General features: G+C 58.6%; 17 protein-coding genes and 1 pseudogene. 15 read left to right on the top strand and 3 right to left on the bottom strand.

Annotated features, from left to right (window positions below; genetic code table 11):
• Window positions 1-4 precede the first annotated feature (4 nt).
• Window positions 5-901, top strand: coding sequence for a LysR family transcriptional regulator (locus HNR03_RS19215; protein WP_259155203.1), 897 nt, complete (start codon window positions 5-7; stop codon window positions 899-901).
• Here HNR03_RS19215 and HNR03_RS19220 read toward each other — a convergent pair.
• Complete coding sequence (locus HNR03_RS19220) at window positions 882-1,337, bottom strand: flavodoxin (RefSeq protein WP_259155204.1); 456 nt, start codon at window positions 1,335-1,337, stop codon at window positions 882-884. The two genes, HNR03_RS19215 and HNR03_RS19220, sit on opposite strands and share 20 nt — an antisense overlap.
• Before the next feature lie 100 nt (window positions 1,338-1,437).
• On the opposite strand from HNR03_RS19220, the pseudogene HNR03_RS19225 reads away from it, so the two are divergent.
• Window positions 1,438-1,915: pseudogene (locus HNR03_RS19225) on the top strand (PAS domain-containing protein).
• Window positions 1,916-1,969: 54 nt separating this feature from the next.
• The gene (locus tag HNR03_RS19230) at window positions 1,970-2,575 is read left to right on the top strand and encodes a hypothetical protein (protein ID WP_222589818.1); all 606 of its coding nucleotides are present in this window, start codon (window positions 1,970-1,972) and stop codon (window positions 2,573-2,575) included.
• Between the two features lie 3 nt (window positions 2,576-2,578).
• On the opposite strand, the gene HNR03_RS19235 is transcribed toward HNR03_RS19230, so the two are convergent.
• On the bottom strand, window positions 2,579-3,538 hold the full coding sequence (locus tag HNR03_RS19235) for a MerR family transcriptional regulator (RefSeq protein ID WP_259155205.1): 960 nt from the start codon (window positions 3,536-3,538) through the stop codon (window positions 2,579-2,581).
• A 209-nt stretch (window positions 3,539-3,747) separates the two neighbouring features.
• Here HNR03_RS19235 and HNR03_RS19240 point away from each other — a divergent pair, with 209 nt between their 5' ends.
• The 11 genes from HNR03_RS19240 (at window position 3,748) to HNR03_RS19290 (ending at window position 12,410) form a co-directional block, all read left to right on the top strand.
• The gene (locus tag HNR03_RS19240; protein ID WP_259155206.1) at window positions 3,748-4,320 is read left to right on the top strand and encodes an antibiotic biosynthesis monooxygenase; all 573 of its coding nucleotides are present in this window, start codon (window positions 3,748-3,750) and stop codon (window positions 4,318-4,320) included.
• 81 nt (window positions 4,321-4,401) lie between these two features.
• Window positions 4,402-5,112, top strand: coding sequence for a dihydromonapterin reductase (gene folM, locus HNR03_RS19245; protein WP_259155207.1), 711 nt, complete (start codon window positions 4,402-4,404; stop codon window positions 5,110-5,112).
• Window positions 5,113-5,133: 21 nt separating this feature from the next.
• Complete coding sequence (gene folE, locus HNR03_RS19250) at window positions 5,134-5,709, top strand: GTP cyclohydrolase I FolE (RefSeq protein WP_259155208.1); 576 nt, start codon at window positions 5,134-5,136, stop codon at window positions 5,707-5,709.
• A gap of 2 nt (window positions 5,710-5,711) precedes the next feature.
• A complete protein-coding gene (gene folX, locus HNR03_RS19255) occupies window positions 5,712-6,083 on the top strand; it encodes a dihydroneopterin triphosphate 2'-epimerase (RefSeq protein WP_046045886.1) in 372 nt (123 codons plus the stop codon).
• Window positions 6,084-6,179: 96 nt separating this feature from the next.
• Window positions 6,180-6,476, top strand: a complete 297-nt coding sequence (locus tag HNR03_RS19260; RefSeq protein ID WP_090175413.1) for a DUF1244 domain-containing protein — start codon at window positions 6,180-6,182, stop codon at window positions 6,474-6,476.
• Window positions 6,469-6,807: a HopJ type III effector protein gene (locus HNR03_RS19265; protein WP_259155209.1), complete on the top strand. Its 339-nt coding sequence runs from the start codon at window positions 6,469-6,471 to the stop codon at window positions 6,805-6,807. The genes HNR03_RS19260 and HNR03_RS19265 overlap by 8 nt, the downstream gene beginning before the upstream one ends.
• 170 nt (window positions 6,808-6,977) lie before the next feature.
• The gene (locus HNR03_RS19270; protein ID WP_259155211.1) at window positions 6,978-8,228 is read left to right on the top strand and encodes an aspartate aminotransferase family protein; all 1,251 of its coding nucleotides are present in this window, start codon (window positions 6,978-6,980) and stop codon (window positions 8,226-8,228) included.
• Window positions 8,229-8,408: 180 nt separating this feature from the next.
• Window positions 8,409-9,383, top strand: a complete 975-nt coding sequence (locus HNR03_RS19275; protein WP_259155213.1) for an amino acid ABC transporter permease — start codon at window positions 8,409-8,411, stop codon at window positions 9,381-9,383.
• Window positions 9,384-9,452: 69 nt separating this feature from the next.
• Complete coding sequence (locus HNR03_RS19280; protein ID WP_222590340.1) at window positions 9,453-10,181, top strand: amino acid ABC transporter ATP-binding protein; 729 nt, start codon at window positions 9,453-9,455, stop codon at window positions 10,179-10,181.
• Window positions 10,182-10,226: 45 nt separating this feature from the next.
• The gene (locus HNR03_RS19285; RefSeq protein WP_405046063.1) at window positions 10,227-11,060 is read left to right on the top strand and encodes a transporter substrate-binding domain-containing protein; all 834 of its coding nucleotides are present in this window, start codon (window positions 10,227-10,229) and stop codon (window positions 11,058-11,060) included.
• Between the two features lie 66 nt (window positions 11,061-11,126).
• Complete coding sequence (locus HNR03_RS19290) at window positions 11,127-12,410, top strand: FAD-binding oxidoreductase (RefSeq protein ID WP_259155214.1); 1,284 nt, start codon at window positions 11,127-11,129, stop codon at window positions 12,408-12,410.
• A gap of 183 nt (window positions 12,411-12,593) precedes the next feature.
• On the opposite strand, the gene trxB is transcribed toward HNR03_RS19290, so the two are convergent.
• Window positions 12,594-13,556, bottom strand: coding sequence for a thioredoxin-disulfide reductase (gene trxB / locus HNR03_RS19295; protein WP_259155215.1), 963 nt, complete (start codon window positions 13,554-13,556; stop codon window positions 12,594-12,596).
• A 315-nt stretch (window positions 13,557-13,871) separates the two neighbouring features.
• On the opposite strand from trxB, the gene cysZ reads away from it, so the two are divergent.
• Window positions 13,872-14,627, top strand: coding sequence for a sulfate transporter CysZ (cysZ, locus tag HNR03_RS19300; protein ID WP_222589807.1), 756 nt, complete (start codon window positions 13,872-13,874; stop codon window positions 14,625-14,627).
• Window positions 14,628-14,710 lie beyond the last annotated feature (83 nt).

Here is a 14,710-nt window from a genome sequence, read left to right on the forward strand (position 1 = left end):
ACCCATGGAATTCAAACAGCTACGCAGCTTCGTCGAAGTGATGCACCAAGGTGGGTTCACGCAAGCCGCCAAAACCCTGCACCTCAGCCAATCCGCGGTGAGCAAGCAAGTCGCGCAACTGGAACAGAGCCTGGGCACCCCGCTACTCGAGCGCCTGGGTTCACAGTTGCGCCTGACCGCTGCCGGCAGCGTGGTCCTGCAACGGGCCGAAGGCATGCTTCGGCTGCGCAACGAATTGCTCAGCGAGTTGGATGATTTAAGCCAACTGGCCCGTGGGGAGCTGCGTCTGGGCTTGCCGCTACTGGGCAGCGACGCGCTGTTTGCCGAGTTGTTTGCCGAGTACCGGCGGCGCTACCCGAACATCAGCATTCAGTTGCTTGAGGGCGGCAGCCTGAACATCGAACAGGCGGTATTGAGCGGTGAGCTGGAGCTCGGCGGCAGTCTTTTGCCGAAGGATCCGCAGTTTGCCTTCCAGCCCTTCTGCGATGAACCGCTGGACGCATTGCTACCGGCCGATCATCCGCTTGCGGCAAAGACCGTGATCGGATTGGAGGAACTGGCCGACACTCCGTTTCTGCTGTATCAGCGCAGCTTCGTGCTTAACGACCGATTGCTCCAGGCCTGCCATCAACTGGGATTTACGCCCAAGGAAGGCGGACGCAGCGGTCAGGCGGATTTTCTGGCGGCGTTGGTGGCCGCAGGTCAAGGCGTGGTGTTGTTGCCCAGCGTGGTGGCGCGCGGGCTGGTGCGGCCAGGCGTGGTGCGCCTGACCTTGAAAGCCCCGAGCTATCTGCGCTGGGACATCGCCTTTATCTGGCGTCAGGGTGCGTACCTGTCCAAAGCCGCGCAAGCCTGGCTCGCCCTGTTGCGCGAGCGGCCGGTCAGCCCCGCAGCGCGCTGACGAAATCAGCCAGCCAAGGCTCGGCGTCGGTTTCCGGGGTGACGCTTTCACTGGCGTCCAGACGCAGCATCGGCAGCACTTCGCGCACGCCAAGCTCACTGAACAATTCGCGCATCTGCTCGCCGCCACCGCAGAAGGTATCGCCATAACTCGCATCGCCCAGGCCGATGACTGCACCGGGCAAACCGCGCCAGGCGGCAGGCAACTGGTCACGGATCATCGAGTACAAGGGTTGCAGGTTGTCCGGTAACTCGCCCATGCCGGTGGTCGAGGTCACCGCCAAAAACGCCTGTGGGCCGAAAGCCTGGACATCGGCGAGCGTTGCACGCGGGTTGTGCCAAGTCTCGAAACCCGCGGCATTCAAAATAGTCGCGGCATGGCGCGCAACCTCTTCAGCCGTGCCGTACACCGAGCCGGAAATGATGGCAACTTTCATCAATCGATCCTGAAGCAGAGTAAAAACACAGATATTAACAGCACAGGCTCGTTTGATCTTTTAGAATGCAAATCCATATCAATACGGAAAGGACTCTCCGATGATCAACGCTCATCTGCTGCAAATGGTGATCAACGCCTCCAATGACGGCATCGTGATTGCCGAAAAGGAAGGCGACCAGGACACCATCCTGATTTACGTGAACCCTGCGTTCGAACGCCTTACGGGTTACACAAGCGAAGAAATCCTCTACCAGGATTGCCGCTTCCTGCAGTCGGGTGACCGGGATCAAGACGCCCTGGCAACGATTCGCGAGGCACTGAGCAGTGGCGGATCCTGCCGGGTGACTCTGAGAAACTACCGCAAGGACGGCACGCCGTTCTGGAACGAACTGTCCCTTTCTACAATGAAAAATCCGGGCGACGGACAGACTTACTTTGTCGGCGTGCAGAAAGATGTCACCACTCAGGTCAAGGCACAGCAACGGGTTATGCAGTTGGAAGCGCAAGTGGCACAGTTGCAGGCCGAACTTGCCGCGCTAAAAAGCGACGAACGGTAAAAACAAAACGGCGAATTAAGTGTCATTAACTACAATCACCGATGAATTTGTATCTTTTTCTTTCGAGCAAGCCATGCAGCGCGACGCACTCCTGACCCAGGATGAGCTGGATTTTATCCAGACCATGCAACACAACCCGCAGCTCAATGTGCGGGATGCGACGTCGAGTCTGCTCGTTAATGGTGGTTCGCAAATCCGTGATTTGCTCACGCGTCTCGCGGCACATGAGCAGGTCACCATCCAGGCTAACTTCGAAAACCAGCAAATGACCTTTCCGCTGCACCTGGTGGAAGACGAGTTTCATGCGCTGCATTTACGCCTGGGAGTGCCGAGTATTTACGAAGACGGGCCGATGGTCCGACCTTGGCGCCTCTCACTCGAAGAGCCTGTAGCGCTTGAGAATGCCAAGGGCCAACCCGGAACAATGTGGGTGCACGAAATATCGTTCAAAGGGGTGTTGCTGGAGGTCCGCAACAAGACCAAGCCGCCCAAGCACTTTGCATTGTGGTTCAGCCCTTCAGGTTATGAGCGCATCGCGTTGCGTGGCACCTTCGAACGTGAAACCGAACAAGGGTTTTACGCTTTCGAACTAAGCCAGACCGACAAGGACGAGACCGAGCGCCTGCGCCAGTACATCCTTCAACAGCATCGTCTGACACACCCTGCGCTGCACATCTGAAACTCAGGTATCCAGGTTTCCTGCCAGGAACTGTTTCAAGCGCTGGCGCATCACCGTCCCCTCATTCCCCAGACATCCGATCGACGATCCGGCCAGGCTTTCCTGTGCCAGCTCCGACGCATCGCCAGCCAGCAACAGCTGACAGTCCAGACTGATAGCCAGCCGGTTCAAACGTCGAGGCAACTCGGCTGCCGGCGCATGATTGGACACCAGTACCAGTGCCTTGGGTTTGATCCGCTGGCAAACCAGGGCCAACTCGTCGAATGGCTGGCCGATAGCCAACAACTGAATCGCCGAATCGACACTGCACAGGTACAACGCAGTGATCAGAACTTCCAGCTCACGGGCTTGATCAGCCAAGGCACAGACAATGATCTGCCGCGGTTGCATCACACGCACCAGCAGCAATCGTTGCAACACTCTGGAGCGCAGAAACCCGTCGAGAAAAAGCCATTCACTGGCTTGCCCGAACGTTTCATGGCGTTGAAGCAAATGTTTCCAGACCACCAGCAAAATGTCCTGGAATACGACCGTCAGGGGATAACTGGAAAAAATCTGCCCATAGACATGCTCCAGTTGCACCTCGTCAAAGGCCGTGACCGCCGCCTGGACTTGCTGCTGCCACTGGATGTAGTCGGCCTGAACAAGATCGTTGGGGATAAGGTGCGACAACACCTGAAGAGGCTCGGTCTTGGCCAGTATCTTGCCGACCTTGCTGACGGCGACGCCGCGATCGATCCAGTCGAGGATGCTGCGGACCTTCTCGATATCGGCCATCGAGTACAGCCGATGCCCGCTTTCGGTGCGCGTGGGCTGGATCAAGCCGTACCGTCGCTCCCATGCGCGCAACGTGACCGGGTTTATCCCCGTCAGGCGCGCCACCTCACGAATAGGAAAGAGATCTTCCCGCTGAAGGGAAAGATCCGCCTGTGAGGCAGAGCCAACGTCAGTCAGTACAGGCATTGATAGGCGACGTCCGTGTTTAAATTGGATCCCATTCTAACCCTCCTGCCCTGTCACTATTCAACTCATTAATAAACGACGAATGCCGTTGGTGTCATCCACACAATAAGGAATAATCCTTGCTTGTCTCAAGACGCAGTCCATCACCCCGGCGCTGCGCCTGGCGAAACTCCTATCCGGAGGGCCGCATTGTCATACGGAGATACACAATGTCTACTTCCCCCGTCACCTTGATGGTTGCACGCCGCGTCGCCGATGGACGTTATCAGGACCTGATGGTCTGGTTGCGCGAAGGCGAACAACTGGCGACTGACTTTCCCGGTTACCTCGGTTCTGGCGTGCTCGCTCCGCCACCCGGCGATAACGAATTCCAGATCATTTTCCGCTTTGCCAACGAGCACACCCTGCACGCCTGGGAGCATTCTGCTTCGCGCACTGCATGGCTAGCCCGTGGCAGCGATCTGTTTGCGCACCCTAAAGAGCATCGCGTCAGCGGCATCGAAGGCTGGTTCGGCGCCGTCGGTCAACGCCCGCCTCGCTGGAAACAGGCGGTGGCGATCTGGCTGGCGTTCTTCCCGGTGTCATTGCTTTTCAACTTTGTATTGGGGCCATTGCTTGGCGAATTGAGCCTGCTGCCTCGGGTGCTGATCAGCACCTTGTGCCTGACGCCGCTGATGGTCTACTTCTTCATTCCACTGTCGACCCGACTGCTGGCCAACTGGCTGAACAGTGCCCCCGCACGTCCATTGCCGGCCAAGCTGCCCGCCACTCAAAACCCCTGACCGCCCGCTCCTGCAAAGGCACGTAGGTGTACAACTCCCGTCGCTGGTATAGTTTTGCTCTCACCGCGACGCGAGCCGTTCATGACCTCTTCCGCAGCTCCGATCCTCATCACCGGTGCCGGCCAGCGTGTCGGCCAGCACTGCGCACAGCGGTTGCTCGAAGATGGCCATCCGGTAATCTTCAGCTACCGCAGCGAACGCCCCGGCGTGCAGGCACTACGCGACTTGGGCGCGATCGCGGTGTTCGCCGACTTTTCCAGCACTGTGGGAATCCACGCGTTCATCAGCGAATTGAAAACCCACACCGACGTCCTTCGCGCTATCGTTCATAACGCTTCCGAATGGCTCGCCGAAAACCCGGACACCGAAGCAGAAGCATTCACCCGCATGTTCAGCGTGCACATGCTGGCGCCTTACCTGATCAATCTGCACTGTGCTGACTTGCTTCATCGCTCAAGCCCGGCCGACATCGTGCACATCAGCGATGACGTGACCCGCAAGGGCAGCAGCAAACATATCGGCTACTGCGCCAGCAAAGCCGGGCTCGATAGCCTCACCTTGTCCTTCGCCGCGAAATACGCGCCGACAATCAAGGTCAACGGCATTGCGCCAGCCCTGCTAATGTTCAATCCCGACGATGACGCGGCGTACCGCGCCAAGGCGCTGGCCAAATCCGCGCTGGGCATCGAGCCCGGCGGCGAGGTGATCTACCAGAGCCTGCGATATTTGCTCGACAACCCTTATGTCACCGGCACGACCCTGACCGTCAACGGCGGGCGGCACATCAAATAAGCGGCCCCGCGAGGATGTTCCATGACGTTATCCCTGCACCACAATGCCCTGTCCCAGAGCTATCGCGAGATTCTCATCGGCCTCGGTGAAAACCCCGACCGCGAAGGACTGCAAGACACCCCGGTTCGCGCGGCCAAGGCCATGCAGTACCTCTGCCATGGCTATGAGCAAAGTGTCGAAGAGATCGTCAACGGCGCGCTGTTCGCGTCCGACAACGATGAAATGATCATCGTCGACAACATCGAGTTGTACTCGCTCTGCGAACATCACATGCTGCCCTTCATCGGCAAGGCGCATGTGGCTTATATTCCGACCGGCAAGGTGCTGGGCCTGTCGAAGATTGCGCGACTGGTGGACATGTTCGCCCGTCGCCTGCAAATCCAGGAAAACCTCACCCGGCAAATCGCCGAAGCGGTGCAACAAGTGACCGGCGCGGCAGGCGTCGCGGTGGTCATCGAAGCCAAGCACATGTGCATGATGATGCGCGGCGTCGAGAAGCAGAATTCGACCATGAACACCTCGGTGATGCTCGGCGCCTTCCGCGAGTCGAGCAACACCCGCCAGGAGTTCCTGCAATTGATTGGACGGAGCAAGTAGCAATGCCACAACTTCAACCAGGAACGGCACGCATCCGGGTCAAGGACCTGTGCCTGCGGACCTTCATCGGCATCAACGAAGACGAAATCCTCAACAAGCAGGATGTGCTGATCAACCTGACCATTCTTTACGCCGCTCAGGAAGCGGTACGTGACAACGACATCGATCACGCGCTCAATTACCGGACCATCACCAAGGCGATCATCGCCCATGTGGAGGGTAATCGCTTTGCGCTGCTCGAACGCCTGACCCAGGAAATCCTCGATCTGGTCATGGTCAACGAATCGGTGCTGTATGCCGAGGTCGAAGTCGACAAGCCGCACGCCTTGCGATTCGCCGAATCGGTGTCGATCACGCTGGCGGCGAGCCGCTAAGCTTCAAGCGGTAAGCTTCAAGCGGTAAGCTAACAGCCAACGCAATCCACTTGCAGCTTGGAGCCTGCCGCTCAAAGCTGTCTCGCAGAGACCCCCATGAACGATCAACAACGCCTGGAACTTGAAGCCGCCGCCTTTCGCCGGCTGGTCGCCCACCTGGACAGCCGCAAGGATGTGCAGAACATCGACCTGATGAACCTTTCCGGTTTTTGCCGCAACTGCCTCTCCAAGTGGTACAAGGCGGCCGCCGACGAACGCCAGATCGAGGTCAGCCTCGATGACGCCCGCGAAGTCGTTTACGGCATGCCGTACGCAGAATGGAAAGCCAAATACCAGCAAGAAGCCAGCGCCGAACAACAAGCGGCGTTTGCCAAAGGAAAACCCAATGAGTGATTTGAACACCCTGCGCGCCAGCCTCAAGAGCGGCGAACACGCTTTCGCCGACACCCTGGCGTTCATCGCCGACGGCTACGATTACCAGCCACAGGCATTCAACAACGGTGGCGTGGAAAACGCTGCCGGTCAGAACGAAGGTTCGTGCAAGACCCTGGGCCTGGCGCTGCTGGAAGGCTTGAGCGATGAAGAAGCGCTGTTGGCGTTTGGCGAGCATTACCGTTCGGTGGTGGCCACGCCTGAAGGCAGCGACCACGGCAATATCCGCGCGTTGATTGCCCATGGATTGGCCGGTGTGAAGTTTGCGCAGCAACCACTGACTCGCCGCTGATTTAAATAAAAAGATCGCAGCTTCGTTTCACGCGAGGCTGCGATTTTTTTTGATCCTCCACCACACATCCCGACTTTTAATATTGACCCGGCGACTTTATTTCGTTTGCCGGGCACCACTGCTCGCGGCTTAGATAAAAAGAAGCATCCCTTCTTCTGAGTCAGGTACCCATGAGCAGCGAAACCATCAGCCAGTCGATCAACGTCGTTCACCCCGTTACGCTCAGCCACGGCAAAAACGCCGAAGTCTGGGACACCGATGGCAAACGCTACATCGACTTCGTCGGCGGCATCGGCGTACTCAACCTCGGCCATTGCCACCCGCGTATCGTCGAAGCCATCCGCGAACAAGCCACGCGCCTGACCCACTACGCGTTCAACGCAGCCCCGCATGTGCCCTACCTCGAATTGATGGATCGTCTGACGGCGTTCATTCCTGTGGACTACGCTGTCAGTGGCATGCTCACCAACAGCGGCGCAGAAGCGGCGGAGAACGCCCTGAAGATCGTCCGCGGTGCGACCGGTCGCACAGCCGTCATTGCCTTCGATGGCGCCTTCCACGGCCGCACGCTCGCTACCCTCAACCTCAATGGCAAAGTCGCACCGTACAAACAGAAAGTCGGCGTGCTGCCAGGCCCGGTGTATCACCTGCCCTTCCCGAGCAAGGACAACGGCGTAACCTGCGCCGAAACGTTGAAGGCCATGGATCGATTGTTCAGCGTCGAAATCGACGTCGAAGACGTGGCCTGTTTCATCGTCGAACCGGTTCAGGGCGAGGCGGGTTTCCTGGCGATGGACGTGGAATTCGCTCAAGCGCTGCGCAGGTTCTGCGATGAAAAAAATATTCTGTTGATCGCCGATGAAATCCAGTCTGGCTTCGGCCGCACCGGCGAGCGTTTTGCGTTTTCGCGATTGGGCATCGAGCCGGACCTGATCCTGCTGGGCAAAAGCATCGCCGGCGGCGTTCCACTGGGTGCCGTGGTCGGGCGCAAGGCGCTGCTCGACACCTTGCCCAAAGGCGGACTCGGCGGCACCTATTCAGGCAACCCCATCGCCTGCGCCGCCGGGTTGGCGACGCTGGATGAAATGACCGATGCCAACCTGCACGCATGGGGTACGCAACAGGAAGAAGCGATTGTCAGCCGCTACGAAGCCTGGCGTGCCAGCAAGCTGTCGCCGTACCTGGGCCGCTTGACCGGCGTCGGTGCGATGCGCGGTATCGAGCTGATCAACACCGACGGCAAACCGGCCTCGGCGCAGCTCACCCAGTTGCTGGCGTTGGCGCGCGATGCAGGCCTGCTGCTGATGCCGAGCGGCAAGTCGCGACACATCATTCGCCTGCTGGCGCCGTTGACCACCGAGGCCGCCGTGCTGAAGGAAGGGCTGGACATTCTCGAGGCCTGCCTGGCGAAACTCTCCTGAACAATGCGATTTCCGGGACTGACGTAGCGAATTATGTTCGCTTGTTGTCCCGGAATCGGCGTCGTAATACTGACCAAAGACCTGAATCCGAACGGTAACAAGCACTTCGCCTGACCCTTCGGATTAGCCAAACACCCCTTTACCTAGCGAGAACATCACCACCTACAAGCTGAGGCAGACATGTATCACGACAATATAATTTATAAGAAAAAGTCCAACGATCCTCAATTCCTGCTCGGCGTAGCCGTGGTGCTGTTCCTCGGCTCCTACCTGATGAACCTGGGCAACAGCGCCCTTAGCCATTTTCTGCATCCGCTGCTGGGCAATGCGCCCGACAGCCTGACCGCACGCAACATCGCCATCGGGCTGGGCATCGCCGCACTGGGCACACTGAATTTCCACGTCCTCGGACGCCTGAAGTTCAAGGTGCAGACGACGGTGGTGTGGATCGAGCTGCTGATCCTGTTCCTGGCCTTCTTCGACACCTTCGACCTCTCCTACAGTTTCATCCTCGACAAGATCGGTTTCCTGATCATTCAGGGTGCCGCGACCACGCTTTACATTTCCGCCATCGCTATTGTGCTGGCCTTCGTGCTGGCGCTGATCGGCGCGGTGGCCAAGCTGTCGAACAACGGCCTGGCCAATGCGCTCGCTTCGTTCTACACCTCGTTCTTTCGCGGCGTTCCGCTGCTGATCCAGATCTACCTGATCTATCTCGGTCTGCCGCAACTGGGCTACGTGGTCGACGCGGTGCCGGCCGGCATCCTCGCGCTGTCCCTGTGCTACGGCGCCTACATGACCGAGATTTTCCGTGCCGGCATCCAGAGCATTCCGGTCGGCCAGTGGGAAGCGTCTCGAGCATTGAACATCAGCCCGTTCAAGACCCTGAGCCGGGTCATCATGCCGCAGGCCTTGCGCGTGATCATTCCACCCACAGGCAACCAGTTCATCGCCATGCTCAAGGACAGCTCGCTGGTGTCGGTCATCGGTGTCTGGGAGCTGATGTACCTGGCCAAGACCCAGGGCCGTGCGGACTTCCGTCACCTGGAAATGCTGATCACCGCCGCGATGATTTACTGGGCCCTGTCATTCATTCTGGAACGGGTTCAGGCGCGAATCGAAAAACGGGTCAACCGATCCGTGGCAAGGGGTTGATGCGTGATGACTCGAACCAATACCGCTGAACAACTCGACCTGGCGCCTGTTGCTCAGGTCAGCCCTTCTATGATTTCCATCACCGGCCTGAACAAGTGGTACGGCAACTTTCACGCCCTGCGCGACGTCGACCTGAATGTCGCCACCGGTGAAATCCTGGTGGTGTGCGGCCCGTCGGGCTCGGGCAAATCGACGATGATTCGCTGCATCAACCACCTGGAGAATTTCCAGAAAGGCCACATACAGGTCAACGGCATCACCCTCACCAGCGAAGCAGAAAGCGTCAGCGCCGTGCGCAGCGAAATCGGCATGGTGTTCCAGAGCTTCAACCTGTTCCCGCACTTGAGCGTAATGGACAACCTGACACTGGCCCCGCAGCTGGTTCAGGGCGTGTCTTCGGTCGAGGCAAAAAAACGCGCGCAGGTCTATCTGGAACGCGTGCGGATTGCCGAGCACGCACACAAATATCCGTCACAACTGTCCGGCGGTCAGCAGCAGCGCGTGGCGATTGCCCGGGCTTTATGCATGAACCCAAAAGTGATGCTGTTCGATGAGCCGACCTCCGCACTGGACCCGGAGATGGTCCACGAAGTTCTGGATGTGATGGGCGAACTGGCCACCGATGGCATGACCATGATTTGCGTGACCCACGAGATGGGTTTTGCCAGCAAGGTCGCCGACCGTGTGCTGTTCATGGACCAGGGACAGGTGATCGAACAAGCCACCCCGGCCGAGTTTTTCAACAACCCGCAGACCGAACGCGCGCAGAAATTCCTGTCGCAGATCATCGGTCACTGAGAAGCGCTTTACCCCGTATAACAATAACGAGAAGTGGAGATGGACATGCTCAGTAAAAAACCCGCAATCACCCTCGCAGCTGCCCTGTCACTGTTGTTCGTCGGCGCCGCGAACGCCGGAGCCGTTCTGGACAAGATCGAAAGCAGCAAGACGTTGACCGTCGCCACCTCGGCGACCTGGCCTCCGCAGGGGTTCATCAACGACAAGAATGAAATCGACGGTTTTGATATCGACGTGTCCAAGGAGATCGCCAAGCGTCTCGGCGTCGAAGCCAAGTTCATCACACCCGATTGGGATGTGATAACCGCAGGCAAGTGGAACGGTCGCTGGGACGTGTCGGTCGGCTCGATGACTGCGACCAAAAGTCGTGCGCGGATTCTCGATTTCCCCGGGACCTATTACTACGTGCCCTATGTGTTTGCGGTGCACAACAAATCCACGGTCACCGATCACAAGGCGCTGAACGGTAAAACCATCGGCGTCGAAGGTGGCACAACGTCCGAGGACTACTTCAGTCAGGCGCTGGCCATCGAAACCACTGACGTGCCGCCGGTCGTATACGACGTAAAAACCGAAAAAATGAAGACCTACGCCGGCTCCGTCGGACCGCTGGACGATCTGCGTCTGGGCGACGGTGCCCGACTGGACGCCATCCTCACCCAACGCAGCACGCTGGATGCGGCTGTCAAGAAAGGCTACCCGCTGCGGGCCGTCGACAACGCCGTGGTGTTCTACGAACCACTGGCCGTTGCCACCGACAAGGGTGACCCGGAGCTGAAGGCCAAGCTGAGTCAAATCATCGGCGAAATGCACAAGGACGGCACGCTGACCAAGCTCTCGGACAAGTGGTACGGCGTCGACTACTCGACTATCAAGTAAACGCCGCCCTTCTCTGTGGGAGTGAGCCTGCTCGCTCCCACAATGGCAACTTATCAAGGATCGACCATGTCCTTCCCCAACACCTGGTATTCCCAAACCTCGCTGCCCCGCGCGGTCAGGTCCGAGTTGAACACTGACAAAACCTGCGACGTCTGCATCATTGGCGCCGGCATCGCCGGCCTTACCGCAGCCCTTGAACTGACCCGGCGCGGCAAGCGCGTGATCATTCTCGAAGCCCATCAGGTGGCTTGGGGGGCGTCCGGTCGCAATGGCGGCGTGGTCTCACCGGGCTGGGCCGAAGGGTCTGGAGCGATCCGCAAGAAACTGGGCCTTGCGCACGCCAAAGCATTGTTTCAAATGTCGGTCGAAGGCGTAGAGATTGTTCGCCGAAACATCAGCGAACTGTCCTTGAGCGGCTGCGCGCCGTCTGCCGGCACGATCCGGGTCAAGCGCTACGACGACAGTGCGGGTGTGAAAAATCATATCGACACGATGCGCCGTGACTTCGGCTACGAACTCAACTTCCTCGACACCGCTCAAGTGCGAGAACGGGCACACACCCTGCGCTACTTCCAGGGTGTCGAAGACCCGAATGCCATGCACTTTCATCCGTTGAATTATTGCCTGGGCCTGGCTCTTGCGATTGAAACGGCGGGGGGGCGTATTTTTGAACATTCAAAAATGCTCGCCTGGCGTCGCGAAGGGGCCAATAAAATCGTCCAGACCGCACACGGCAGTGTGCGCTGTCAGGACCTGGTGTTCTGCGCTGGCGGCTACGGCGGCCCGGAACTGCAAAAACTCAGCCGCGCCTACCTGCCGATCGCCACTTACGTGGTGTTGACTGAGCACTTGGGCGATTCGATCGAAGACGTGCTCGATTGCGCGGCGGCATTCTCCGATGACCGTCGCGCCTCGGATTATTACCGTATCGTCGAAGGTGACCGCCTGCTGTGGGGCGGACGCATTACCACCCGCAATGAACAGAATGAAAAGGCCTTGGCGGCGATGCTCAAGGCGGACATGGTCTCGGTTTATCCGCAACTGGCCGCGGTCAATATCGAACTGGCCTGGTCGGGCCTGATGGGTTACTCCACCAACAAAATGCCCAACCTGGGACTGCTGGAACCCGGTGTGTGGGCCTGTACCTCATTCGGTGGTCACGGGCTGAATACCGGCTCGATTGGCGGTCGGGTGATCGCTGAGGCAGTGTGCGGGGAAAGCGTGCGACATGAGTTGTTCAAGCCGTACTTGCTGGACTGGAACGGCGGGCCGTTCGGGCGGGTTGCGGCCAATGCGATCTATCAATCGTTGAAGGTCATGGACTTCGTGCAAGAGCGGTTTCGCGGCTGATCGCAATTTCCGCAAACCCTGTTAACCCTGTGGGAGCTAGCCTGCTAGCGATGGTGTGTCAGCTACATCGATGTGACTGACACACCATCGCTAGCAGGCTAGCTCCCACAAGGGTTTATGTTGACCGCTCTTTCTGTGGGCACAAAAAAACCGGCCGAAGCCGGTTTTTTCATTTCAACGATTTCAGAACTTGACGTTCTGCAGATCGTCCAGGTAGCGCTCGGCGTCCAGTGCCGCCATGCAACCGGCACCAGCGGAGGTGATGGCCTGACGGTAAACGTGGTCAGCCACGTCACCGGCGGCGAAGATACCTTCGAGGTTGGTTGCGGTAGCGTTGCCGTCACGGCCGCCCTGCACTACCAGATAGCCGTCTTTCAACGTCAGCTGACCTTCAAACAACGAGGTGTTCGGGGTGTGGCCGATGGCGATGAACACGCCGTCGACTTTCAGCTCGTCGAAGCTGCCGTCGTTGTTCTTCAGGCGGGCGCCGGTCACGCCCATGTTGTCGCCCAGCACTTCGTCCAGGTTGGAGTTGAGCTTGAGGATGATCTTGCCTTCAGCCACTCGTGCATTCAGCTTGTCGATCAGGATCTTCTCGGCGCGGAAGGTTTCGCGGCGGTGGATCAGGGTCACGGTGCTGGCGATGTTGGCCAGGTACAGCGCCTCTTCGACAGCGGTGTTGCCGCCACCGACCACAGCCACTGGTTTGTTGCGATAGAAGAAACCGTCGCACGTTGCGCAGGCCGAAACGCCTTTGCCCATGAACGCTTCTTCCGACGGCAGGCCCAGGTAACGGGCGCTGGCGCCGGTCGCGATGATCAGGGCGTCGCAGGTATAGGTCGCGCTGTCGCCGATCAGGGAGTACGGCTTGGAGGCGAAGTCCACGGCATTGATGTGATCGAACACGATCTCGGTTTCAAAGCGCTCGGCGTGCTCTTTCATGCGCTCCATCAGCGCCGGGCCGGTCAGGCCGTGGACATCGCCCGGCCAGTTGTCGACTTCGGTGGTGGTGGTCAGTTGACCGCCGGCTTGCATGCCAGTGATCAGCAATGGCTTGAGGTTGGCACGGGCGGCATAGACCGCGGCGCTGTAACCGGCAGGGCCGGAACCGAGAATAATCACTCGCGAATGACGGACTTCAGACATGACCTGCTCCTGTTGACCGGCCCGAAACACCTGGCGCGGAACGCCGGATTGCCGGCGGGAATAAAAAAGGACCGTTGAAAGCACTTGGGGAAGGCTTGAACTCGACAGTCCTGTAAAAAGAATGGGTGCAGCGTATCGAGGGGGCGAAGATTAAGGAAATACGGTTTAACAATCCAGCTCATAGGCGGTCTCTATCCGGTCACGATGGATTTATAGGCGCCTTTGTTACAGTTAATGTCGATGTCGCTGCCGCGCTTTCGCCCGTCAGGCAAAGCCGGTAAGGTCGGCGCGTTTACCCCTTGCTCGGAGCCCGTTATGCCCGCCCCCGTTCTGTCCGGCCCGCAATACCTGCGCGAAGGCCTCAAGCTGGTCCTGAGCCCCAGCCTGCGTTTGTTCGTTTTGTTGCCCCTGGCAATCAACCTGGTGCTGTTCGTCGGATTGATCTATCTGGCCGGCCACCAATTCAGCCTGTGGGTCGATACCCTGATGCCGTCGCTGCCCGACTGGCTGAGTTTTCTCAGTTACATCCTCTGGCCGATTTTTGTCGTGCTGGTGGTGCTGATGGTGTTCTTTACCTTCACGATGCTCGCCAACGTTATCGCCGCGCCGTTCAACGGCTTCCTGGCGGAAAAAGTCGAAGTGGTGGTACGCGGCACCGACGACTTCCCGACCTTCAGCTGGGGCGAACTGATTGCGATGATCCCCCGCACCCTGTCCCGGGAAATGCGCAAGCTCGGCTATTTCCTGCCGCGAGCGATCGGGCTGTTCATCCTCTCCTTCATACCCGTGGTGAACATCATCGCCGCGCCGCTGTGGCTGCTGTTCGGGGTATGGATGATGGCGATCCAGTACATCGACTACCCGGCGGATAACCACAAACTGGGCTGGAACGAGATGCTCGCCTGGCTGCGGCAGAAACGCTGGCAGAGCATGAGTTTCGGCGGGATCGTTTATCTGGTGCTGCTGATTCCGGTGGTGAACATTTTGATGATGCCGGCAGCTGTGGCCGGGGCGACGTTGTTCTGGGTGCGTGAGCGTGGTGCTGATGCGCTGGAAAAAAGCGTCGCCTGAACATCTCAAGCGTTCGCGGTTTTGTATAACCGGCTATTGCTGACAGTAGCCAATATCAGGAATGACATCTCCAATAGATGATG

Source organism: Pseudomonas sp. JAI111, from assembly GCF_024809425.1.
Lineage (GTDB): Bacteria > Pseudomonadota > Gammaproteobacteria > Pseudomonadales > Pseudomonadaceae > Aquipseudomonas.

Bases quoted from the DNA above. Each gene is read 5' to 3' on its own strand.
- HNR03_RS19215 (WP_259155203.1), top strand. From the start codon at position 5: ATGGAATTCAAACAGCTACGCAGCTTCGTCGAAGTGATGCACCAAGGT.
- HNR03_RS19220 (WP_259155204.1), bottom strand. From the start codon at position 1,337: ATGAAAGTTGCCATCATTTCCGGCTCGGTGTACGGCACGGCTGAAGAG.
- HNR03_RS19230 (WP_222589818.1), top strand. From the start codon at position 1,970: ATGCAGCGCGACGCACTCCTGACCCAGGATGAGCTGGATTTTATCCAG.
- HNR03_RS19235 (WP_259155205.1), bottom strand. From the start codon at position 3,538: ATGCCTGTACTGACTGACGTTGGCTCTGCCTCACAGGCGGATCTTTCC.
- HNR03_RS19240 (WP_259155206.1), top strand. From the start codon at position 3,748: ATGTCTACTTCCCCCGTCACCTTGATGGTTGCACGCCGCGTCGCCGAT.
- folM (WP_259155207.1), top strand. From the start codon at position 4,402: ATGACCTCTTCCGCAGCTCCGATCCTCATCACCGGTGCCGGCCAGCGT.
- folE (WP_259155208.1), top strand. From the start codon at position 5,134: ATGACGTTATCCCTGCACCACAATGCCCTGTCCCAGAGCTATCGCGAG.
- folX (WP_046045886.1), top strand. From the start codon at position 5,712: ATGCCACAACTTCAACCAGGAACGGCACGCATCCGGGTCAAGGACCTG.
- HNR03_RS19260 (WP_090175413.1), top strand. From the start codon at position 6,180: ATGAACGATCAACAACGCCTGGAACTTGAAGCCGCCGCCTTTCGCCGG.
- HNR03_RS19265 (WP_259155209.1), top strand. From the start codon at position 6,469: ATGAGTGATTTGAACACCCTGCGCGCCAGCCTCAAGAGCGGCGAACAC.
- HNR03_RS19270 (WP_259155211.1), top strand. From the start codon at position 6,978: ATGAGCAGCGAAACCATCAGCCAGTCGATCAACGTCGTTCACCCCGTT.
- HNR03_RS19275 (WP_259155213.1), top strand. From the start codon at position 8,409: ATGTATCACGACAATATAATTTATAAGAAAAAGTCCAACGATCCTCAA.
- HNR03_RS19280 (WP_222590340.1), top strand. From the start codon at position 9,453: ATGATTTCCATCACCGGCCTGAACAAGTGGTACGGCAACTTTCACGCC.
- HNR03_RS19285 (WP_405046063.1), top strand. From the start codon at position 10,227: ATGCTCAGTAAAAAACCCGCAATCACCCTCGCAGCTGCCCTGTCACTG.
- HNR03_RS19290 (WP_259155214.1), top strand. From the start codon at position 11,127: ATGTCCTTCCCCAACACCTGGTATTCCCAAACCTCGCTGCCCCGCGCG.
- trxB (WP_259155215.1), bottom strand. From the start codon at position 13,556: ATGTCTGAAGTCCGTCATTCGCGAGTGATTATTCTCGGTTCCGGCCCT.
- cysZ (WP_222589807.1), top strand. From the start codon at position 13,872: ATGCCCGCCCCCGTTCTGTCCGGCCCGCAATACCTGCGCGAAGGCCTC.